Origin of the sequence: Paenibacillus sp. NRS-1782 (genome assembly GCF_050467685.1) — a bacterium.
Classification (GTDB): domain Bacteria; phylum Bacillota; class Bacilli; order Paenibacillales; family Paenibacillaceae; genus Paenibacillus; species Paenibacillus terrae_A.
This window is the reverse complement of the sequence record NZ_JBITPH010000020.1, coordinates 20,298-42,826: the sequence shown is the minus strand read 5'-3', so window position 1 is coordinate 42,826 and position 22,529 is coordinate 20,298. Positions and strand designations below refer to the sequence as shown.

General features: G+C 49.3%; 19 protein-coding genes, 1 pseudogene and 1 riboswitch. Of the genes and pseudogenes, 1 reads left to right on the top strand and 19 read right to left on the bottom strand.

What is annotated here, in order from left to right; translation table 11 throughout:
• Positions 1-38 precede the first annotated feature (38 nt).
• The 8 genes from ACIFQM_RS08795 to ACIFQM_RS08760 all read right to left on the bottom strand — a co-directional run bounded on the left by ACIFQM_RS08795 (position 39) and on the right by ACIFQM_RS08760 (position 9,469).
• On the bottom strand, positions 39-257 hold the full coding sequence (locus tag ACIFQM_RS08795; RefSeq protein ID WP_430047666.1) for a hypothetical protein: 219 nt from the start codon (positions 255-257) through the stop codon (positions 39-41).
• Between the two features lie 125 nt (positions 258-382).
• Positions 383-817, bottom strand: coding sequence for a DNA polymerase III subunit gamma/tau (locus ACIFQM_RS08790; RefSeq protein ID WP_430039650.1), 435 nt, complete (start codon positions 815-817; stop codon positions 383-385).
• Between the two features lie 22 nt (positions 818-839).
• Positions 840-1,892 (bottom strand): hypothetical protein, encoded by a 1,053-nt coding sequence (locus ACIFQM_RS08785; protein ID WP_430039652.1) that lies wholly within the window; start codon positions 1,890-1,892, stop codon positions 840-842.
• 532 nt (positions 1,893-2,424) lie between these two features.
• A complete protein-coding gene (locus ACIFQM_RS08780) occupies positions 2,425-3,123 on the bottom strand; it encodes a queuosine precursor transporter (RefSeq protein WP_134910656.1) in 699 nt (232 codons plus the stop codon).
• Positions 3,124-3,372: 249 nt separating this feature from the next.
• On the bottom strand, positions 3,373-4,770 hold the full coding sequence (locus ACIFQM_RS08775) for an L-cystine transporter (RefSeq protein ID WP_430065301.1): 1,398 nt from the start codon (positions 4,768-4,770) through the stop codon (positions 3,373-3,375).
• A 234-nt stretch (positions 4,771-5,004) separates the two neighbouring features.
• Positions 5,005-6,909 carry a beta-glucoside-specific PTS transporter subunit IIABC gene (locus tag ACIFQM_RS08770; RefSeq protein ID WP_430065299.1) on the bottom strand — a complete coding sequence of 635 codons (1,905 nt, stop codon included), beginning with the start codon at positions 6,907-6,909 and terminating at the stop codon, positions 5,005-5,007.
• Positions 6,910-7,076: 167 nt separating this feature from the next.
• Positions 7,077-7,910, bottom strand: coding sequence for a BglG family transcription antiterminator LicT (gene licT / locus ACIFQM_RS08765; RefSeq protein ID WP_044644666.1), 834 nt, complete (start codon positions 7,908-7,910; stop codon positions 7,077-7,079).
• A 323-nt stretch (positions 7,911-8,233) separates the two neighbouring features.
• Positions 8,234-9,469 carry a PTS transporter subunit EIIC gene (locus tag ACIFQM_RS08760; RefSeq protein WP_430047657.1) on the bottom strand — a complete coding sequence of 412 codons (1,236 nt, stop codon included), beginning with the start codon at positions 9,467-9,469 and terminating at the stop codon, positions 8,234-8,236.
• A 438-nt stretch (positions 9,470-9,907) separates the two neighbouring features.
• Between ACIFQM_RS08760 and ACIFQM_RS08755 the strand changes: the two genes are divergently transcribed.
• Positions 9,908-11,608 (top strand): methyl-accepting chemotaxis protein, encoded by a 1,701-nt coding sequence (locus ACIFQM_RS08755; protein ID WP_430065297.1) that lies wholly within the window; start codon positions 9,908-9,910, stop codon positions 11,606-11,608.
• Positions 11,609-11,708: 100 nt separating this feature from the next.
• On the opposite strand, the gene ACIFQM_RS08750 is transcribed toward ACIFQM_RS08755, so the two are convergent.
• The 11 genes and pseudogenes from ACIFQM_RS08750 to cobD form a co-directional block, all read right to left on the bottom strand.
• Positions 11,709-13,325, bottom strand: a complete 1,617-nt coding sequence (locus tag ACIFQM_RS08750) for a cobyric acid synthase (RefSeq protein WP_430065295.1) — start codon at positions 13,323-13,325, stop codon at positions 11,709-11,711.
• Between the two features lie 39 nt (positions 13,326-13,364).
• Positions 13,365-14,231, bottom strand: a complete 867-nt coding sequence (cobS, locus tag ACIFQM_RS08745; protein WP_430065293.1) for an adenosylcobinamide-GDP ribazoletransferase — start codon at positions 14,229-14,231, stop codon at positions 13,365-13,367.
• Complete coding sequence (locus ACIFQM_RS08740) at positions 14,228-14,869, bottom strand: bifunctional adenosylcobinamide kinase/adenosylcobinamide-phosphate guanylyltransferase (RefSeq protein ID WP_430065323.1); 642 nt, start codon at positions 14,867-14,869, stop codon at positions 14,228-14,230. Before ACIFQM_RS08740 ends, cobS begins: the two co-directional genes overlap by 4 nt.
• Positions 14,858-14,989: pseudogene (locus ACIFQM_RS08735) on the bottom strand (bifunctional adenosylcobinamide kinase/adenosylcobinamide-phosphate guanylyltransferase); the annotation flags it as partial. The pseudogene ACIFQM_RS08735 and the gene ACIFQM_RS08740, both read right to left, overlap by 12 nt.
• The gene (gene cobT, locus ACIFQM_RS08730) at positions 14,986-16,056 is read right to left on the bottom strand and encodes a nicotinate-nucleotide--dimethylbenzimidazole phosphoribosyltransferase (RefSeq protein WP_430039674.1); all 1,071 of its coding nucleotides are present in this window, start codon (positions 16,054-16,056) and stop codon (positions 14,986-14,988) included. The gene cobT and the pseudogene ACIFQM_RS08735, both read right to left, overlap by 4 nt.
• A 74-nt stretch (positions 16,057-16,130) precedes the next feature.
• The gene (locus ACIFQM_RS08725) at positions 16,131-16,997 is read right to left on the bottom strand and encodes an ABC transporter ATP-binding protein (protein ID WP_430039676.1); all 867 of its coding nucleotides are present in this window, start codon (positions 16,995-16,997) and stop codon (positions 16,131-16,133) included.
• A complete protein-coding gene (locus ACIFQM_RS08720) occupies positions 16,994-18,040 on the bottom strand; it encodes a FecCD family ABC transporter permease (RefSeq protein WP_430065291.1) in 1,047 nt (348 codons plus the stop codon). Before ACIFQM_RS08720 ends, ACIFQM_RS08725 begins: the two co-directional genes overlap by 4 nt.
• Positions 18,037-19,041, bottom strand: a complete 1,005-nt coding sequence (locus ACIFQM_RS08715; RefSeq protein ID WP_430065289.1) for an ABC transporter substrate-binding protein — start codon at positions 19,039-19,041, stop codon at positions 18,037-18,039. The genes ACIFQM_RS08720 and ACIFQM_RS08715 overlap by 4 nt, the downstream gene beginning before the upstream one ends.
• A 206-nt stretch (positions 19,042-19,247) precedes the next feature.
• A riboswitch (cobalamin riboswitch) is annotated at positions 19,248-19,465 on the bottom strand.
• 123 nt (positions 19,466-19,588) lie between these two features.
• The gene (locus ACIFQM_RS08710; protein WP_430065287.1) at positions 19,589-20,383 is read right to left on the bottom strand and encodes a histidine phosphatase family protein; all 795 of its coding nucleotides are present in this window, start codon (positions 20,381-20,383) and stop codon (positions 19,589-19,591) included.
• Positions 20,383-21,354, bottom strand: coding sequence for an adenosylcobinamide-phosphate synthase CbiB (gene cbiB, locus ACIFQM_RS08705; RefSeq protein WP_430039688.1), 972 nt, complete (start codon positions 21,352-21,354; stop codon positions 20,383-20,385). The genes ACIFQM_RS08710 and cbiB overlap by 1 nt, the downstream gene beginning before the upstream one ends.
• The gene (gene cobD / locus ACIFQM_RS08700; RefSeq protein WP_430039691.1) at positions 21,344-22,447 is read right to left on the bottom strand and encodes a threonine-phosphate decarboxylase CobD; all 1,104 of its coding nucleotides are present in this window, start codon (positions 22,445-22,447) and stop codon (positions 21,344-21,346) included. The genes cbiB and cobD overlap by 11 nt, the downstream gene beginning before the upstream one ends.
• Between the last annotated feature and the right edge of the window lie 82 nt (positions 22,448-22,529).

Here is a 22,529-nt window from a genome sequence, read left to right as displayed (position 1 = left end):
CTCCCGCCCCTCCATACGGAGCAGAGCAGGAGTGCCTTTCATCCAAGCATATTAGCCAGAAATGCCATATCTTCTTCGTCCGCTATCTTATAGCTGCCCATATATGAGCCGTCTTCCCTGACTTCTTCACGGCCTGTATGGCGGGTATCCGAACGATCCATTTGGTCAGTCCCGTTCCATAGCCCACCGGCAGACATGGAGGATACTTTAATTGTAAATTCGATATGGTCATGACACTGCTCCAGATAGTAGCCCAACTGAGGGAGCGTAAGGTCCCAAACCTGATGCTTATCCAGGTGACAATAATGGGCCAGCTTAAAAAAAAGATTCGCCCAGTCAACTGGAGCTTGCCGGTCATACTCCAGCTCCTCATCCTCAGTGGCTACATGGACTTTTTTATTCCATTCAGTCCGATCATGGCATCAATAATTTGCTTGGCCGTTTCGAGGTCAACATACTCCTCCAGATGCTCAGGAGTCATCCAGCTATAATAAGGCTTGAAGCCCATCATCAGCACATCTATCAGCTCATGATAACGATCCGCACCTTCCGGGTCATCTGGAATCAGATTTGCAATAATAATGCCGGAATCAATAGCGTTCAGCTTTTTAATCAGCTTACGCGCATCCTTTAACCCAAGCGGAGGCAAATAATACGTTTTACCGTCACGGAGACGCACCTGTTCATCCTCTTCAAAGAAAGCTTTTTCTTTGATCTGTGCTTCCTCTTCTGTCAAAACCTTCTTTGTACTTTCTACCACCGCATCTGACTTGGAAGGCTCATTTTTAGATGGAACGGTGAACTCTCTTTCATTCATTTCGAAAACACATCCTTACGTATCAGTTGTTAGCAGATGTTGTTGCGATCTCATAACGCTTGATCGTGCCGAGCTTGTTATCAAAGCGCTCCGGGTCAATGACCGTCAAGGTTACACTATGCGTAGACGCCTGCTGGCGCTGAGCATCAATCGTGAAATTGGATTTCACACGACATTGATACAATTCCGTTTGGTATCCTTGCACAGAACCGTCCTTTTGCTCAAAACGGCCATCATGAACCAGGTGAACCGTCAACGGTAAATCCCTGCTCGAAATATCCAGAACATCCACCACTTCATTGCGTTTATAGTTTACATAAATGGCTACATCCTTCAACGCTGCATTGAAAATCAGCTTTCCCCCTTCAACAAGGTATTGCTCCTCGGTAGGGGTTCCGGTGAGCGAACGTTTGAGAAGCTTGTTTCCATTTAGCGTACGCACTGAAATTTCAGGCGTGGTATGCAGCGAGGTACCAAAGACAAGCTCTGCCTCACACTTCCCGTTTACTTCCTGAATAACGTGCTTCTCTTCCAGCTCCCATACAAATCCATCATCATCCTGCTGAATTCCACTCAAAGCAACAGGATAGACCATCACTACTTTTTTTCCGGCCAATGCTGTATCGAACACTGCCTTATTACCCATCACGGTAACTTCCGTAGTTACATCTGTGCCTGTAATTACATTCTCGTAAGCCTTCATAGCAGGACTTGTCGCTGCGGCTTCTGTGAGCAGCACCTGGTATGGGGATTCCCCTGGAACCGTCACGGTTTCCGTTGTCAGTCGGTAAGACGCTCCGCTAACACCTTCACGAAGCTTGGAACCGAGGACGAGACGGACCAGATTTAAGTCAAATTTGGCATCTTGAGCTGTAATATCAATGGTTTTTTTACGAAGCAATGCATCCAGGGGCACACTGGAATCACCACCCTCAATATCCTGCATATCCAGTTGGATGTCCAAAAGCATGTTGTTCAGTGTTCCAATCGTGATAAGTTCATCACTATTTGGAATTTTAGCCATAAACTTGCCTGCGCCTTTAATCAACATTTTTTTGTTTTTCGTCATTCCCATTCTTAAAAACCTCCAGTTTATTATTCCATTCTAATGTTTATGGCGATTTGAACCCGTGACAACTTGACCTTGGAGCAAACCACCTTCCTGACGATCTCAATATAAGTGAAGTATTGGATGTTTTAACTGTAGCGACGTACTTAATCTCTTCATCGTCCTCGTTTCTTCATACAGGGTCTACACCCCTCAATAGACGACCTCGGAATATGCTGCCGATTAGACTGTTCAACTTCATGAGAATAAACATTTTTACCGAATTGATTCATTGGTTTACCTGCAAGCTCACCGATACAATGCAGACATAGCAAGGGTTCTCCTGCCATTTTCTCTGCCATAAAAATTTCTCTGGCCCTTTGCGTCACATAACGAAATTCACACCGGATACATGGGGTAAACTGCATCTTTCCTGTAGCCTCCTTTATAGTACAAGGTTTGATTAGAAGAACCACCATACTTCAATATAAGCAACTGTAAGCTTCATTGAACGAGTACATTAGTTATACAAAAAAAGGAGGAGCAACCCCAAGCCAAATTACGGCTTGAGCGTTTGCCCCTCCTCTTCTGCAAAGCGGAAGTTGCGTGCGATGTACAATATCGGTGTACCCGCCGCGGTTAGTACAAATTTTAAGATATAGGTGGTGAATAGTAGCTCCAGCCATATTCCCCATTCATAGCCATAAAAGGCGATGCTGCAAAAAATGAGCGTATCCATAAACGAGCTAATCATCGTACTGCCATTGCCGCGAATCCAGAGCTGGTGACGTTCCGGGAAAAACTTGCGAATCCACGAGTATAGACGAACGTCGAGCAATTGGCTAACCGCATAGGCCGTCAGGCTGGCAAGCGCAAGTCTGGGTAATAGTCCGAATAATTGCTGCATCGGCGCCTGGGCAAAATCGGTTGCATTAGGCTGAAACACCAACGCCATCTGCATCGTTAGCGTCGTCATGATTAAGGTGAAAAAACCGAACCACACCGCTTTGCGTGCCTCTTTAGGCCCATATTTTTCATTCAGCAAATCGCTGGCCATGTACATAGAGACATACATTGTATTTCCCAATGTCGTCGTAATACCGAGTAAATCAATGGTTTTGGTTACTTGAATATTGGCAAGTACGGTAGCCACACCAATCCAGGCGTACAGCCCTTTTTTACCGAACAAACGATAACATAACAAAAAGAACATAAAATTGACGAGGACAAAGGCTGCCCCCCATAGCAAATTAAACATGAAATCCTCCTAGTTTTGATAGCGCGGGATGGTTGCGAACCGCGGTTCATCCGGAGTAAGCCGGAAAAACATTATTTTAATGTATCACAGATCAGGATTTGTGAACAGCTATAAATTACATTGCGATGAAACCAAACAAAGAGCCGGCCTGATGGCCGACTCTGAACATTGAGGTGCATCGTTGCGTGTGCTACATCTACCACAGAATGATAGGAGGCTGCTCCGCACACGATACGTTTTATCGTTTACTTAAGAGCTTACCGTTGCATCTAAATCCAGACCACGGTCGTTGAACACATCCTGATCATTCTCCTTGAGCACCTTGCCTGAAATAAGTCCTGCCGTAATGGAATCATTGACATTCAGCGCTGTGCGTCCCATATCAATCAATGGCTCAACCGAAATAAGCAAGCCCGCCAAGGCTACGGGCAAGTTCATGGTGGAAAGCACGATCAGGGAAGCGAAGGTGGCACCACCGCCTACACCTGCCACGCCGAAGGAACTAACCGTAACGACCAGAATGAGCGTGAGGATAAAATCCCAGCTCGTCGGATCTATGCCCATGGTTGGTGCAATCATGACCGCCAGCATAGCCGGATAAATACCTGCACAGCCGTTTTGTCCAATGGTCGCTCCCAAGGTGGCAGACAGATTCGCGATGCCGTCTGACACACCAAGCTTTTTCGTTTGCGTTTCAACATTTAGCGGAATCGTTGCCGCACTGGAACGGGATGTAAAGGCAAAAACCAGCGTAGGCAATACCTTTTTCACATACGTTACTGGGTTATAGCCGAACAGAGCCAGCAAAATAAGATGAATGACGAACATGACCAACAGAGCCACATAAGAAGCGAGTACAAACTTGATCAGCTTCAAGATTTCATCCGGATTCGTCGTGGCTACAACTTTAGTAATCAGCGCCAAAATACCGTAAGGCGTCAATCTCAGCACCAGCGTCACAATCCGCATCACTACAGCGTACACGGCGTCGATTATTTTACGGAAGGTTTGCGCCTGCTCTGGCTTTTTACGATCCAGTCCAAGCACAGCTACCCCGATAAAAGCCGAGAAAATCACTACTGCCAGCGTCGAAGTACGACGTGCTCCCGTCATATCCTCAAAAGGATTGGATGGAATAAATTCCAGCACCTGCTGTGGAATCGTCATATCCTGAACTGTTCCAAGACGTTCCTCCATCTTCAAGCCCTGAGCTTGTTCCTTTTCCCCACTTTGAATCTCAATCGCTTTAAGATCGAACGACAAGCTGGTCACAATACTGACCGAAGCGGCAATAGCCGTTGTAATTAGCAGTACTGCAATAATAGACACGCTTATTTTGCCAAGATTCTGTCTTCCCTTCAAATTCATAATAGCCGAAATGATCGACACCATGATGAGCGGAATAACTACCATTTGCAGCAAACGAACATAACCATTACCTGCCAGGTTGAACCAGTCAACCGATTTCGTAATGACCTCCGAGCCCGCCCCATAGGCGTATTGAAGAATAGCCCCGTAGATCAGCCCGAAGCCCAGTCCCGCAAACACCCTTTTTGTAAAAGAAATATGCTTCTTCTGCATCCAGACTAACACGCCGAGCAGCAAAAGCAGCACTACTACGTTCAAAATGATAAAGAAGGTATCCATATATTATTTCCTCCAAACTTGTTATATTTTATAAAGTGACCCTTCAATCCGTTGATTACTATACCACAATACCAACTATTTTTGTAGGTTTTGTTTAAATAAATATGTTGAAGCCAGTATAGCTTTGGGGGATTACATTGAAAACGCAAAAAGGCAAGTCTTCCTGTTTCGAAGACCTGCCTTTTGTTAATCCAACGATTGATGTTAGATTATACGTACAATCTTTTGTTGTCGTTAGATAATTACTGTATAAAATAGCTCCTGTTCCTTAACCACTTTATGCTCATTTCCAGCAGGCTCCAGTTCACTAAACTGAGCTACGTTCGTAACAATAACAGGTGTAATCGTTTCGTAACCAGCCTTGCGAATTTCCGCCAGGTCAAACTCCAGCAAGAGGTCGCCTACCTTTACTCGATCCCCTGCTTTCACATGAGAGGTAAAATGAAGGCCTTTCAGTTTAACTGTGTCCATCCCAACGTGTATGAGCATTTCAAGCCCGGAATCACTCACCAAGCCTACGGCATGTCCACTTTTGGAAATGGAGAATACGGTACCTTCAACTGGAGAAACAACTCGACCTTCAGATGGCTCAATAGCCCATCCTCTACCCATGATTTCCTGAGAAAAAGCAGGGTCATTGACTTCACTGAGCGGCTTAACTTCACCCATAATCGGGCTGTATACCGGGATTTTCTCACCTTTTGGCAGTGAGGCTACAGCAGATTGACCTACTTCCCCAGAAGAGGGATCTCCGCCAGCTACTGCTGATGCTTGTGGTACTTCTTCTTCCTTCACATCTTCAAAGCCCATGAAGTAAGTAACCACTGCAGCAGCCACAAATGCGATAATGAGACCAAGAACAGCATACAAGAAAGTCGGTCCAATAAACATCGCCAGACCAGGCAAACCAGCCAGTCCACCCATAACATACGCTTTTGTGCCAAACAAGCCCATGAAGCCCCCGCCGATGGCTCCCCCGATCAACGCTGCGATAAACGGTTTTTTAAACCGCATATTTACACCATACATTGCAGGTTCGGTTACACCCATAATAGCTGTCAAGCTCGTGGAGAAAGCCACTGTTTTGGTTTTGGAATTTTTTGATTTTAAAAATACACCGAGTGCAGCACCAGCCTGAGCCAGGTTAGCTGCTCCCATAATCGGAATCATGTAGTCATAGCCCAACGTTGCAATTGAGCCAAGCATGATAGGAATCAACGCATAGTGCATACCTGTCATGATGATCAAGGAGAAGGTACCACCAAGCACCAGACCTGCAAACGGACCTGTATTTTCAAACAGCCAAGAGATACCACCCGACAGTCCATTACCAATAATGGAGCCCAACGGTCCTACAGCGATCAACGTCAAAGGTACAATAGTTAATAGAGTCAGTGTCGGAACAACAATCAGCTTCAATGATGCATGCGTATATTTATCAATAAACTTTTCAACATAGGACGCCAGCCAGATGGCGATGACGATGGGAATAACAGTTGATGCGTAAGTGGCCGCCGTCACCGGAAGACCGATAAAGCTGACCTTCACATTGGATGCCAGCAATGCCGTAATCGTCGGATGCAAAATTGAACCACCTATCGCAGCCGCAATAAACATGTTACTTCCCAGTTTTCTAGCAGCACTCACAGCCAGAATAATCGGCAGGAAATAGAATGCACCGTCACCTATGGCCGCTAAAATCGTATAGGTTTGGCTCTTATCGGACATCCAGTGCATTGCCACTAATAGAGCAATGATCCCTTTGATCATACCTGCACCAGTGATCGCCGGCAAAATAGGTGTAAACATACCCGCTATAAAGTCAAACAGACTGCTGATCGGGTTTTGTTTTTTCTTGGATGCACTGCTTGCGGCTGTTTCACTTTGTGGCACCTTGGACATGTTGCTCACCAACGATTTATACACATTGGCTACATCATTACCGATAATAACCTGAAACTGGCCACCACTCTCCATAACTCCCATAACGCCATCCGTTTTTTGCAGTTGCTCCTTCTGAGCTTTCTTATCATCATGAAGATTGAAGCGTAGACGAGTCATGCAGTGAACTACCTGCTCAACATTCTCTTCACCACCGACCAGTGTAAGTATCTCTTTAGATAATTGATTTCGATCCATGAGGTGTTCCTCTTTTCTTTTAAGGTATAAAATGTGTAAATCGGCAATAAAAAAAACCTGAATACAGAAAGCAGACAGCTTTATAAAAAGCCAATCTTCTTTCAGCATTCAGGTTTTGCCTTCTGGTTTGGAAGTAGCAATCCTAAATCTCTGAACATCGAATAATATCATTGATTTTTAATGATACGCTCGATATGAATGGTGAGATATAGCATCTCATCCTGGGACAAGCTCCGACCATAGATTTTAGTCGTATAATCTCTTATTTTTTCAGCACAGGCATAGGCATTCTTGTATTGCACCTTAACCATATCATGAAGGGAATTATCTGCATTTTGTACAGGGGTCCCGTTCATTACCCGTTGAGCAAAAAATTTGAGATGTGTAATAAAGCGGTAGTAGCTTAACGACTCTTCATCCAGCTCCATTACAAAAAAGCGGCTTACAATGTTCATGATATCCTTGACGATGTTAGTCAGGGCTATCGTTTCGCGCATTTCACTGTTGAGCTGAGCATTCACCAGATGCAGGGCAATGAAGGCTCCTTCATCATCCGGAAGCGTAACTCCCAGCTTGTCCTGAATCATGTGCAGTGCTTTCGTCCCAATCGAAAATTCCTTGCGGTACATTCGTTTGATTTCCCAGAAAAGGGCGTTTTTTATATCCATCCCCAAACGATAACGCTCTATGGCAAAATGGATATGATCCGTCAGCGAAATATAGATGCTGTCATGCAATTCCACTCCAAGTATCGTTTTGGCATATTGAATGATCTCATCAGAAATTTCAACATATTCAATCGGAATATCAGACATCAGGGTCATCAGCTTGCGGGAAACCTCGGTGCTTTCAAGCTTAAAGATTTTCTCGATATGCCCTTCATCAATCTCGTCGCCTGCGCTTTTCTTAAAAGCAATGCCTCTTCCCATAATGACTAATTCTTTCTGCTGCTCATCAATGACCGTTACGACATTGTTATTCAGCACCTTTGCTATCTTCATTCCATCACCTTAGGCCGCTTGGAGTAATAAAAAAGGCAATACCAAAACTGACACTTAGTGCCTGCTTATGGTTTTGCCTGAATGATCAGTAACAATCCACGAATGTGCAGTTTTGAATAACTGCCATCATAATATCATATAAGAACTGAACTGACAAGTTTTTTTTGTAAACACTTTCATAAGGCCTCTAGGCGAGCGGCAATTCCCAATTACTGACGTTAATCAGAATAATGGTGCAGACGCGTGTCCGCTTTTAGAGTTAGAAAACACGATCCCCCCACGGGGGGAAATGACACGTCCTTCGATGGTTTATTCGAAGCCGCCTAGTTGTTGGCGCTCTTGTCCACTGCCAAATCCGAAGCAGTGCTGGTGCCAGATGCAGATGATCCTTTTAAAGGTTCCTCTTTTTCCTCCACAAAGCCCATGAAATACGTAATTACACCAGCCGTCACAAACGAGATGACCATACCCAAAACGGCATACACTAGCGTAGAGTCACTAAACAGCGGTAAAGTCATTAGTCCGAATAAGCTTACCAGAGCAGTGATCGCCGTTTCAAACAGGCACACAAATGCCCCACCAACGGCCCCGCCGATCAACGCAGCAAGAAACGGTTTTTTGAAACGTACATTCACACCATACATGGCCGGTTCAATGATTCCTAGCATGGCTAACAAACCTGTGGTTGCGGCCAGCGCCCTGACTTTGGAATTTTTGGATTTAATACATACGCCGAACGCCGCCCCGGCTTGAGCCATAACCGCCGCTACCATGACAGGAGCAATATAATCATAGCCCGTTGCAGCAACGGATTCCAGCATATCGTTCAATAGCATATATTGCATGCCCGAAAAATGAAGCAAAGGTAGTGTGCCTCCATACAGCAGACCCGCCAATACTTCCGAATTGAAGAAGAACAATGAAGAAAATTTTTCTGACAATGTATGAGCCAAGGTAGTCCACAGCGGACCGAAAACAAACAGCAATAAAGGCATGATAATCATGAGCGTCAACGTTGGGACAACCACCAGCTTTATGGCATAGCGATTAAATTTGCCCAATCCTTGCTCAATCTTCGCTGCAAGCCAAACGGCAATAAGAATCAGTATAAAAGAAGAAACATATTGCGGCTCCGCCACTGGTAAACTAGTCGAGCTGATCTCTTTAGCGGACTTCAGCATATCTGTAAGGCCGGGAAAAAATGAGCAGCCTCCGATGACCGCTGCAATGAATATATTGCTGCCAAGCTTTTTGGCTGCACTTACAGCTACCAAAATGGGTAAAAGATAAAATACTAATCCGCCAATGTACATTACAATTGTAAAAATTTTAAAATTAGAATGAAGATCCAGATACAACAAGACAGAAGCAATCACCTGAATGATTCCCGCCCCGATCAGTGCCGGCAGGATTGAAGTAAATACGCCCGAAATAAAATCAAACAGTCGACTTATCGGATTCCTTGCTGTGCCAGCTTTTCTATTGCCGGAAGCAAGCTCCTGTTTGTTTTCTCCTCCTGCCTGCGAACTCATTTCTTTGGAAAGTAAATCCTGATTCATCAAAACCTTTTCCCCTTTTTTATGTATATTGAAGGCCACATTCGTACTTAATATATAACTGCTTACAGGAAGTACATGGAAGTCGACATTCCTTATACTACTTTCATTCCTTCATTTTTACAATAGTTTTAAAAGAAGGAATGAGATATTCATTTTCATGCTCTGATGATTTTACATCAAGCTTACATCTAATAGCCTACGACCATAGTTACATTTTTTTGTTTGTTTTTGGGCAAATATGACTATTCAACCGCCTGTTAATTATGTAAAATAGGTCTAACCTACTTTTTAGTAATTCATGGATTGCTTTCCTTTCTTATTCTTGCCCCTTGAAAACAACTGAAATATACATAGAATCCGAACATTTTCAGTTTTTCTTCAAGCAGAGAAGGAAAATAAGTAGATCATAACGTGTTATCATGTGAGAGGAGATTTTTCATGCAGCGTTTTAATCGTTCCATTGGCGCAAAATTACGGATTATGATTTTATTGATTCTGCTCTTTGCGTCCCTTCTGTTCAGCATCAGTTTTTATGCAGTATCCATGAGTATCATTAATAACAGTGTCATGCCTCAGGTGGACCAAATGCTGGAGACCGGGGCCAAGAATGTTTACCAGGATCTTAATATTTCTTTGGCAGTTCAGGCACAGCAAGGAAATGGTTCAGATTCCGGGTCTGGTATGCAGATGGAATCTTATCTTCAGGATAAGGTCAACACGCTTAAGCTTGAATCGGCATATATCGCAGTGGTGAAAGACGATAAGGTCGAGGTGATCGCACGAAATGAAAAATCGGTATATAAGGTCAAGGATGTACTGGTTCCAGTAGAGGATATCCAAAAAGCAAAGCAAGGCGAGATGAATGTCAGTGACATTTACAGCGATTCATACGGAGTACACAAAACCGCCTTCTTTGCCATAGCGGGCAGTAATCTGGTCCTGGGTGTGAACGAGGATGTGGGTTTTGTGCAGGATAAATCCCAACAAATTTTATGGATTTGCATAGGTATTACAGTTGCAACACTCCTGCTGGGAGGAATTATTTCTACGCTTATCATACGCAAGGTTGTAGAGCCTATTGCCGAACTGGTTCGTCATAGTGAAAAAATTGCTCAAGGTGACCTGTCACAAGAACCGAAGGTTATCGGTAACAACGAAATTGCGCAGCTTGCCCGCAGCTTCCAAGCCATGTCCCACAATCTGAAAGAAATGATCGGTCATGTGCTTTCCACATCCGGTGCGGTTGTACAAGGCTCGGACGAGCTGCTTCGCCGGACTGAAATCATGAGTGTAAAAGTACAGGACTCTACCGTTGCCGCAGAAGAAGTGGCAAAGGGCAGTACCAGCATAGCTTCTGCTGCTGCTGAAAATGCACAGGCTATGGAGGAAATCGCTCAAGGTGTTCAACATATCGCCTCCTCTGCCAATGATGTATCCGATCAGATCAGCGAAGCAACCGAAGAAACAGTGAACGGTAATACACTCGCTCAAAATGCTGTTGCCCAAATGTCGCAGGTAGGACAGGCTGCCGATGAGTCGCTTCGATACATCCATAGTATGAATGAGCGCTCCGAGGCCATCGGAAGCATTGTTTCAGCTATTTTTGATATTACGAAGCAGATCCAAATGTTGTCCCTGAATGCCTCCATTGAGGCTGCCCGTGCGGGTGAGCATGGACGCGGCTTCGCCGTTGTAGCCGGAGAAGTTCGCAAGCTGGCCGAGCAGTCGAAAGAAGCGACACAGCAAATTTCCGATTACCTGGTAACCATTCAGGAAGTATCGCAGCAGTCCGTTGACTCTGTGACCCGGGTCAGCCGTGAAATCCATTCGGGAACGGAAATGGTGCAGCAAGCGAGTACAGCCTTTAATCAGCTAAGTCAGCTCATGCAGACGATCAACGCGACGATCCAGACGGTATCCGCAGCAACAGAGCAGGTATCCGCCGGCTCGGAGGAAGTATCGGCTTCCGTGGAAGAGACAGCTCTCATCGCTGCCAATGCCCAGCTTATGATTCAGGAAATCGGTTTAAATTCCGATGAGCAACTGAATGAAATGGAAGGCTACAGCGAGGTCGTACGCCAATTAAGCAAGCAAGCGACCGAACTGCAAACAGCTGTACAAAAATTCAAAATCAAGTAAGCTGAACTACAATGAAAGAGGTATCTCGCGGCCACGAACACGGCTGTGAAGATACCTCCTTATTTTTTAAAGCGTGATGTTATACGATCATCTATGAAGGTTAAGAGTCCATACCTATAATGCGGTAAATTCGGTCCATGTCCAAATGAGCCCGCACCACCTCTGCCACACGGTCAAACTCACGTTCCTTGGCTTCACGTACGGTAAAGGTGCTATCCAGCCCTGCCAAGCCCTTGGCTTGTCTCAATCCATCCAGCCAGGAACGGCGAAAACGATCATTATCAAACACCCCATGCAAATAGGTACCCCATACTTTACCATCCGCTGTTCCCCAACCTTCCTCAAAGGCTGTTCCCTCGCCGCGACGGATATGGAATAAGGTGTGCATTGGGTTCATTCCCTCGGTACCATCTTTAGGCGCGTGTGGTTCTGTAACACATTCCGTAACGCCCATATGTATTTCATAGCCTTCAATCATCGTCGCGGGAACAGAATCCGAATCAGGCGCAATTAGCAACAATGGGCAGTGACCAGACAAGGTTCCCTGTACGCGCACCGTTTGCTTTTCCTTTAAAAAGGTTGTGGATAGAGCCAGCCAACCTAACCCTTCTGCCTGCTGCGGCAACCCAGATTCGACCGCTTCGGGATCAAACAAGGCTGTGCCGAGCATCTGATAACCTCCACAAATGCCAACCAACTGCGTGCGTCCCGTATTCATAGCCTCCCGAATGTCCTGCTCCAGACCTCTTGTCCGCAATTCAAGCAGATCGCCAATCGTGTCCTTCGTCCCCGGTAATATAATAGCGTCAGGTACACCCAGTTCTCCGGCCTCCGTGACATAACGTACACTCACATCCGGCTCTGCGGCCAAAGCATCCGTGTCTGTAAAATTGGAAATACGCGGATAACGAATGACCGCGATGTCCAGCGCTTTATCCTTTGCAGACAGCTTGGGCTTCTTGTCCAGCACCACAGAATCCTCTGCCTCAATGCGGATATCCGGTAGATAGGGCAGCACGCCGAGTACAGGAATACCGGTTCGTTCCTCCAGCCAGTCTAGTCCCGGCTGAAGCAGGGACAGATCCCCTCTGAACTTGTTAATGACAAATCCACGGATACGCTGCACCTCATGTGGCTCCAGCAGCTCAATCGTTCCTACCAGAGAAGCGAAAACACCGCCCCGGTCGATATCCGAAATAAGCAGCACGGGAGCGTCCGCCCAGCCCGCAAGATTCATATTTACAATATCGCGGTCCTTTAAATTAATTTCTGCCGGACTGCCTGCCCCTTCCATAAGCACAATGTCATGGGTATCACGCAGCCGATTCAGCGCGTCCATGACCGTCTGTTTGGCTTGCGGCAAAAATTTCTTTCGATAATCGGAAGCACTCATATATGCATAAGGCACACCGTGAACAACAATTTGTGAATGCATATCCTTGACCGGTTTGATCAAAATCGGATTCATGTCGGTCGTCGCTTCAATACCGCAGGCTTCTGCCTGCACACCCTGAGCGCGTCCAATTTCTTTGCCGTCCTCGGTGACATAAGAATTTAGCGCCATATTTTGTGACTTGAACGGTGCGGGACGATAGCCATCCTGCGTGAATATACGGCACAGTGCAGTGGTCACCAAGCTTTTGCCCACATCCGATGCTGTGCCCTGGAGCATAAGCACCGCTGCGGGATTCGTGCGGGACGGTTCGAAATTTGACAATTGCCTCTTCCCCTTTTACCAATTCATTTAAAAATCTGCCTACAGTCCGTGCAAAATTACAATAAACAGCAATAAAACGGTCTCCAGCAATTCGTTCAAGGCTCCGTAAATATCCCCTGTCAGTCCTCCCAAACGGCGGTTAATACGGCTTGCTGTGAAGCTTCCAACTCCATTGGCCAGCAGCGGCAGCAGCAAAAAGCCTGTCCAAATGGCTAAGTCGCCCGGATGGAAAAAAACGGACTTCCCATACGCTGTAAAAGATGTATTGCCCATGCCGCCTGTTCCTGTGAACCATCCTGCAACGATACATTGCCCTACTGCGGCACACACCGTAATGAGTACAGCCCAGAACACAGCCAATCCGGCACGTCTGCTACTCATATCGGCAAAACGCGATGCCAGTCCATCATCATTACGAGCTTTCGGCCAGCGCTTCATCGCGCTTACCATAAACCAGCGGCTCCAAACCATAGGGAGCAGCAATAAACCGGACAGATCCCGTTCAGCCAGCACCGTATACAGCAAAGAAGCCTTGAGCATAAGCAATAACACACAAGCAATGACGCCCATCGCTCCTACACGGCTATCCTTCATAATCTCCAGCATCCGTTCACGGGAACGGTAGCTGAACAAAGCATCAGCCGCATCCATCCAGCCGTCCAGATGCAGCCCACCCGTGAGCCACACCCAAACGGCAAGAGTAAGAACTGCACATGGCAACGGTGGCAATATCAGAGAGGCAAGCGCTGCAAAGCACCATACGATGAGGCCAATGACCATCCCTACCAACGGATAATAGCTTGCACTACGTTTTAGCAGCTCTGGCGAAAAATCCAGCTCTGCCTTAACTGGAAGACGGGTCAAAAATTGAAAAGCCGCCGCAATCGCCTGACGTTCGCCACTCATAGCTTGTATTCCAACTGTTTTAATTCTACGGGAATGCCAGCCGTCACTAAAAATACCTCATCACAAAGGCGGGCGATCCGCTGATTCATCATCCCGCTTAAATCCCGATACAGCCGTCCAAGCGGATACTCGGGCACAATGCCATCACCGACCTCATTGGTCACGATGACGAGCGGTCCCGGATACTGCTCCACAGCTATCGCCAGCTCATCCATGGCGGCTCTGGATGCGGCTTCGCCGTCCTCGCCTGCGGCCAGCAGCACGTTCGACAGCCAGAGGGTCAGGCAGTCGACCAGCACCATCGGCGCGGACGATGGCTGCGATGCTTGACTGGCGTGCAAGTTGGCAGTGCCACTGCTGCGCTGCTGTTCCGCAGCGGCAGACCGCGCCGCAGAATGCAAAGCGCTGCGGCCTTCGCCTATTGTCGATGCATCAGGCTGCGCCACTGAGAACGCAGCAGATGCCCCCGACGCGGAGGCTTCGTCGGCAGGCTTGCCGCCTTGCGCAGCCAGCCGTGGCTCTACGCCGCTGCCCAGGCGCCGCAGCAGCTCCGGCAGCGCCTGCGCTTCCTCCAGCGTCTGCCAGTCGTACCCGGCAGACTCGCGCTGGAGCCGATGAAGGGCGATGCGCTCCTTCATCTCCACGTCGTAGGCTTGCGCCGTTGCAATGTAGCAGGCGCGCGGGGCGCGCGACATGCACAATCGCTCGGCAAAGCCGCTTTTACCGCTGCGTGCGCCGCCGGTCACGAGCACCTTCATCGCTGCGCGGCTCCCTGACCGTCCGATACGCCTGCATCGGCAAAGGTCGCCATTTCGCGCATAATGCGGCACGCCGCATCAATCAGGTGCAGGCTAAGCGCACCGCCCGTGCCCTCCCCGAGCCGCATGTCCAGATGAAGCATCGGCTCCAGCTTGAGCTCGCGGAGCACCGCCGCGTGCCCGCGCTCGTCCGAGGCGTGCGAAGCGAGCATGTACGCTGCGCTTGCAGGCGCAAGTGTACGCGCAGCGAGCGCAGCAGCGCCCGAGATAAAGCCGTCCAGCACGACTGGACAGCGATGAGCGGCTGCGCCGAGGATGACGCCTGCCAATGCAGCAATCTCCAAACCGCCGACCTTGGTCAGTACGTCAAGGGCGTCGTTTCCGTCAGGCTGATTCACGTCCAATGCGCGGCAGACGACCGCTATTTTACGGGTCAGCCCGGCCGAATCCACACCTGTGCCCCGGCCGACGATTATTTCTGGCTCCAGCCCGGTAAGGGCACACACGACCGCAGCGCTGGCCGTCGTATTTCCAATGCCCAGCTCTCCGGTTACGAACAGTCGTGTGCCGCCTTTGAATGCTTCCGCTACGGCTTCAGCTCCAGCCAAAACCGCTTGCTCCGCTTCCGTACGCAGCATCGCCGGCCCCTTGGCCATGTTCGAGGTCCCCATACGCACCTTGCGGTTCACCAGATCCGCATGAGCAACCTCTGCATTCACACCCACGTCTACCACCTTGACATCTGCGCCTGCATGACGTGCCAGCACGTTAATTGCCGCGCCGCCGGACAGCATGTTATACAGCATTTGCTGTGTAACCTCAGCCGGGAAGGCGCTGACCCCCTCTACACACACACCATGATCCGCAGCCATCACCATAACGGTTTTACGGTCAAACTCAGGCTTGTCCACCCCCGTAATGTCTGCCAGCTGTATAGCCAAACTTTCCAGCTTTCCAAGACTTCCCGGTGGCTTCGTTAATTGATCCAGATGCTGCGAAGCCTCCAAGGCTGTCGCCCCATCCGGCTGTGCGATGCTGTCTATTAACTGCTGTAATTTTTCGTTCATGCCTTCCACTCCCTGCTCCGTATACATATGTGTTTAGTGATCTCATCGTAAATTCTGTTGCTTCAGCACTTGACTCAATCAAGTCGTTCACCCTGACCAGATACATCCCTTGCACGTCTTCGCAGTAAAAGCTGCGGCACACCACTATCCGGGTGAGGCAGCATCACAGGCTCAACACCGTACACATGGCGAATTCGTTCCTCTGTTAGCAGCTCTGACGAAGCTCCTAACCCTTCAACCATCCCGTCCTTGAGCACAAGCAAATCATCACAAAACTGGGCAGTCAAATTGAGATCATGCAGAACAGATATAATCGTCACACCTGTTTCCCGCCGCCATTCCGCCAGCAGCTCCATAAATTCAAGCTGATAGCGTAAATCCAGATAGGTTGTAGGCTCATCCAGCAGCAAAATCTGTGGCTCCTGCACCATCACCTTCGCCAAAGCCACGCGCTGCCGCTGTCCCCCGCTCAAACGGTCTAACGACCTGTCCGACAAGTCGGTAAGATCCAGCCTCTCCAGCACACGATCCGTAATGATTCCCGGGTCCATCCCTTTTTCCTTACCCACCTTTTCTCTACCAAACCAGTCCTGATGGGGAAAGCGTCCCATTTCCACGACTTCCCTTACCGTGTAACCCACCGGGGGGAGCCCCTCCTGCTGGAGTACAGCTACAAGACGGGAAAGCTCTTTTCTGCCATAGCTGCTGACCCTTTTACCATATACAAGAACGTTGCCCGAAGTCGGGTGATCCACACCGGAAAGTAAATGCAGCAGCGTCGATTTTCCACTCCCGTTCGGGCCGATGATGCCCCACCAATCTCCTTCATCCACGCTCCAGCTTATATTTTTCAACGCATGGAATTCCCCAAAATCACGAGTCAGACTGGCAATCTCTAACGCTCGGACCCGCGTCTCCTGTGGTTCATTTGCATCTTTCACAGCAATCCCCCCCTGCGCAACTTCTTGTTCCGGTACAGGAGATATGCGAAGAACGGTGCGCCAACAAAGGCGGTCATGACACCAAGGGGAATTTCCGTCGGAGCCAGCAATGTACGCGCCGCAGTATCGGCCCAAGCCATAAAAATAGCCCCGCCCAATGCGGATAACGGAACAATCATCCGATAGTCGGGGCCCGTCACCAGACGGATAATATGCGGTACAACGAGTCCCACAAAGCCAATCACTCCGCATACCGAGACAGCCGTGGCTGTCAGCAGCGTGGATATGATCAGAACAGATAGCTTCGTTGCATCGACATGAACCCCCATATGAGCCGCCTGACGTTCACCCAAGGCCAGAATGTTCAGCACTCGTGCCCGGTTCCACAGAAACACCAGCCCAATGACCACATAAGGCAAAAGGATGCCTGTATACGACCAGCCGCGCAGACTAAGGCTCCCCATGGTCCAGTACAATATTTCATTAACCGTCTCCTTCGACATGGCTGTCAGAAAAGAAACAACCGCACCCAGAAAAGATTGCATCACCACGCCCGATAAAATAAGGCTTTGCGTCGGAATTTTGCCGCCTTCCCTCGCCAGCGTCAGCACCATCCACAACGTCAGCATTCCGGTCGTAAACGCCACCAGCGGCAGTGTCCATACGCCTACAAACGAAAATTGAAGCCCCCAATAAATCAGTACCGCTGCCCCTACCGAAGCCCCCGAGGATACCCCCAGCGTGTAAGGATCAGCCAGCGGATTGCGTAGCACACCCTGAAATCCGGCTCCCGCCAGCGCAAGCGCTGCGCCTACCAGCATACCCAGTAACACACGCGGCAGTCTGACCTTCAAAATAATCTGCTCTGTAGATGGATTCCAATCCGGTGTAACCGTCTCACCTAACCACGGCAGATGGTTGACCAGAATACCCGCAATTTGGCTGACGGGAAGCTTGGCCGAGCCGATACCGAGACAGAGCAGCAGCGTCAGCAGCAATAAGGCAAGACCTGCCCCTCCAAAGCCAATCAGCCTACGATTCATTTGAAAATTTCAGGATACACGCCCTTGGCCACTGCCTTGAGACCTTCCGTTACGCGCGGACCCGGACGACTAATCAGATTATCATCCACGGCAAACACCCGGTTGAGACGAACAGCCGATATTTGATCCCATCCACTACGGGCTTTGATGATATCGCCGAGTGTTTGGCCTGTTTTGTCGTCCTTGACATTCTTGCTGTATAAAATGACGTCTGGATTAGCCGCAATAATATTTTCCTCACTGATCTGGTACCAGCCCTTTTGCGTTGCTGCCACATTTTCGCCGCCCGCCAAAGAAATCAGCTCGTCCATAAACTCGTCCTTGCCGACCGTCCAGCCGGGTGAAAATTCGACGTAGACTCTCAGCTTTTGCCCTTTACCGATATTTTTAACACCGTTTTTCACTTCCGTTACATCGGCTCTCATCTTGTCGGTTACCGCTCTTGCTTCTTTCTGATGATCGGTAATTTTCCCATATAGTTCGATGTTAGCCATGACATCTTCAACCGTTTTCGGCTCGGTTTTAAAAATCATAATTCCCAGGTCACGCAGCTTGGTTGTCGCCTGCTCACTGAGTGATATCCCTGCAAAAACGACTTCTGGATTCGCAGCAATGATCGCCTCTTCATTCGGCTTCATAATGCCGCCCACTTTGGGCTTCTTCGTAGCTGCTTCCGGGTAATCGGAATAGTCCGATACACCGACAATTTCCTTATCCAGTCCGATGGCGAACAGCGCCTCGGTTTCAGCCGGGGAGACAGAAACGATTTTGTCCGGCGCTTTTTTGAACGTAAATTCCTGTCCGGTCGCATCCTTAATGATCAGCGGGTAGACCGTTTTGCCCGGAGGCTCCTGAGCGGTTGCCGTCTGTCCCGGTTGCTGTGAGGCTTGATCCCCTTTATTTTCAGCGTTCTTTCCGTTAGCTCCACATGCACTCAGCACAACCGCCAAGACCAGAGCCAATAAGCCTGTAGTCCAGACCTTTATTTTATTCCCTGCCATGATTTGCACCCCTCCATATAAATTCTTTTAAAAGCGTCACTTGAACATCATCCGATATCTCTAAATCCAGCCTTCTTTTCCTTTCAAAAAACCCCTGCATCCTCAGATAAGGACACAGGGGTCACGTTAGCGCAGATCGTACGCAGGCGGCAGTTTCTTCCGCATGGACAGTCACTGCGAACACGTCATCCTTTCCTCGAAGGACTATGGTGACAGGCGGACGGGCAGGTATCCTGACTTACAGAAATATGCGACAGCCTGTTGCTCCTTCATATGCTTTGTGGCACATAAACCAGAGCGGACTGGCATTTTTCCATTTACAGTGGCGGGACCGCGCCGGATTCACACCGACTTCCCTTTTAACAGCGCACCGATATGAATCCGAGGGTTTCATACCACTGCACCGACCTCGTCTGCTGGATATTTGATGTAGTGTTGGTCAAGCCGTTCTTTTACTTGATGATTATAGGTTAAAAAAGACTGGCTTACAACCCAAACCGCCTGTTTACCTGCCCTATGTCTGTGATCATGAGAAGTATATACGCAGTCAGTTCTGATCCACCAGCCATCCGGTGAACTTGTGCCCTGTAGCCAAATCTGGATGTGATGCTGTAGAACAGGTGGCGGTTAAATATGCAAATGGCTTTTGTGCCAAACTCAACCGAATCCTAATGGCCCCTCCCGGCTTCGGATTCAGGCTCCAAAAATCATGACCCGATACCAGCATACAAGCCAACTGACGAATCACTCCACCATGCGTAACAATCAGAACGGAAGGTGGAGCATCAGACAAACCTGTTTTCTGAAGCTCCATCATTGTACGCCACTCATACAAAGAGTCTAGAAATTCACCAAGGCGGTTCACAAAGTCTTTCCAGGGCTCTCCACCCGGCGGCGTAACCCGTTGCGGCTCATCAATCCACGCGCGGTACAATGCCACATCTTTGAGCATATCATACGTTTTTCCATCCCATTCCCCAAAATGAAGCTCTCTCAGACGTGGTTCCATGATGACAGACCAAGCAGACATATTATCTGGTTTCAGTTCCGATTCTGGCAAAATGATCTGCAAGGTCTGACGACAACGTATCAAGTCACTACAATAGATTCGGGCAAAGGAATGTGTCTGTAATTGTTCCCGCAAAGGCTCTAATTCCTGCTCTGCTCCTGGCAGCAAGCCCAGATCAGAGTGCCCCAGGTATCGACGTTCCCTGTTCCATAAGGTTGTGCCGTGACGTACCAGCACAAGCTCCACATCCCATGGCGGGTGTTCTGTAAAATCATGCTTCAAGGTCACATCACTTCCTGCTCTATTGCTGGTGTTCGGTGCGTCACGCTTCATCACTGCGTCCACCCCAGTGCATAACATCCGGCGGACACGAACAGACACAATCCCACGAACATACTGGACACGGCAAACATCAGCCGAATCGTATGTCGGATATCCTCCGGCTCCATCGGTCGCACCAGCTCTCCCATATATGCACGGAGAGAGCGTACGCCATGATATACATTATAGCCCCCGAGGCGAATCCCCAACGCACCCGCAACTGCTGATTCTGGAAAGCCACTGTTCGGACTGGGATGCAGCCGCGCATCTCGCCTAACCGTACGCCAGCTATGTCTGGCATCATACCGATAAATCCACGCCGCTACTACCAGCATCCCGGCTGTCAGGCGTGCTGGGATGTAATTAGCCACATCATCCAGACGTGCCGAGGCCCAGCCCAAATGCAGATACTTTTCATTTTTGTAGCCAACCATGGAATCGAGGGTATTCACGGCACGATAAGCCAGAGCTAAGGGTGCTCCCCCGATCAGGGCATAAAAAAGCGGGGAAATAATCGCGTCCACGATGTTTTCAGCCACCGTTTCGACGGTACCGCGTACAATCTCAGGCTCATCAAGCTGCTGCGTATCCCGCCCGACGATCATCCCCAGCTCCCGGCGTGCCGCAGGCAGGTCACCCGCCTTCAATTCGCGATACACCGCCATTCCGGCGTCCTTTAGTCCTTTGGAAGCAATCGTGGTGGCGATCAGCACCATTTCCGCGCCGATAGACAGCCACGGATGAATCCAGGCAAGCAAGCACAGTAACGCCCAGCCAAACACGAAGGAGCCGCCCACCACAATCAGTGGCAGCAGCAAGCCAGCGCGTTTCAAACCACGGTCACTGTGAACACGGCGGCGAATCGCCTTTTCCAAGGCAGAAATGGCATGTCCCATGCCGATGACCGGATGTGGCAACCACCTCGGATCACCGATCAGCCTGTCCAGAAGATATGCAGCCATCATCATCAAGCTAACTGTCACGCCGCCGTTCCTCCTCCAGCACTTCGCCCAATACCGACAGCAGCATGCCGTTGGCTTCCGCGTCCTTGACCGCAATTCGAAAATGGCTCGTCGTCAGCCCCGGGTACATGGCACAGCTCCGTATCAGAATCCCGCGCTGTCCAAGCGCCTGTTGAATGGCCGATGCGCTCCACGTCCCCGGCGCCCGTGCCAGCACGTAATTCGCTTCACCGGGGATGACACCGCAGCCCCATTCCGCCAAAGCGGTCAGCAGACGGCTACGCTCCGTAGCAATCAGCTCCTGCGTACGACGCTCGTACGCCCCACCGCTTCGCAAACACGCCTCTCCGGCCAGCAACGCCAGTCCGTTCACGCTCCAGGTCACCTGCTTGGCCGTCATTCGCCGGATGTAGTCTGGATGAGCAACCGCGTAGCCCAAGCGCAAGCCCGGAATGGCATAAAATTTCGTCATCGACCGGATTAAAATCACATGAGGATACCGATCCAGCACAGGCAGCAGTGAAATTTGCCGCTCCAGCGGGATAAAATCAATAAACGCTTCATCCACCACCAGCACGGTGTCCGTTTTCCCCGCCGCCTCTGCCAGCTCGCGCAGCTCCTGATCGCCGTATTGCACACCGTTCGGATTATTCGGCTGACCGAGAAACAGAACATCCACCTGCTCCATGAGCTGAAGTATGTCTTCCACGTCCGCCTTCCATTGAAGCGAGGCCTTGCCGTACACCCGGCTTACCTCGGCTCCGAATTTACCAGCCAGCTCTGCATATTCCGAAAAGCATGGCTCCACCGTACCCACACGCTTGGGAGCCAGTCCCAGTAGCAGCAACGCCATGCTCTCAGCCGCGCCGTTTCCGATACTCAGCGACTCTGGTGGAACATGCAGTCGCCGCGCCAGCATATTTTTAAAATTCCGGTGCCCGGGATCTGGATAGCGAACCACAGTGTCCAACGCACTTTGCAGCACCTCAAGCACCTCCGGTGGCGGACCCAGCGGATTAATATTTGCGCTAAAATCCACAAAATCCGCAGCCGCCCCGCCGAATGTCGCCGCAGCCGTCTCCCTGTCCCCGCCGTGACCGTAAACCTCTATCATTGCCTATCATCCTTTCCGGCCGTTCCGAATCATTTAGCTCCATTATGGGGCTGCTTTTCGCGTCCCGTCAATGCAAATGAGC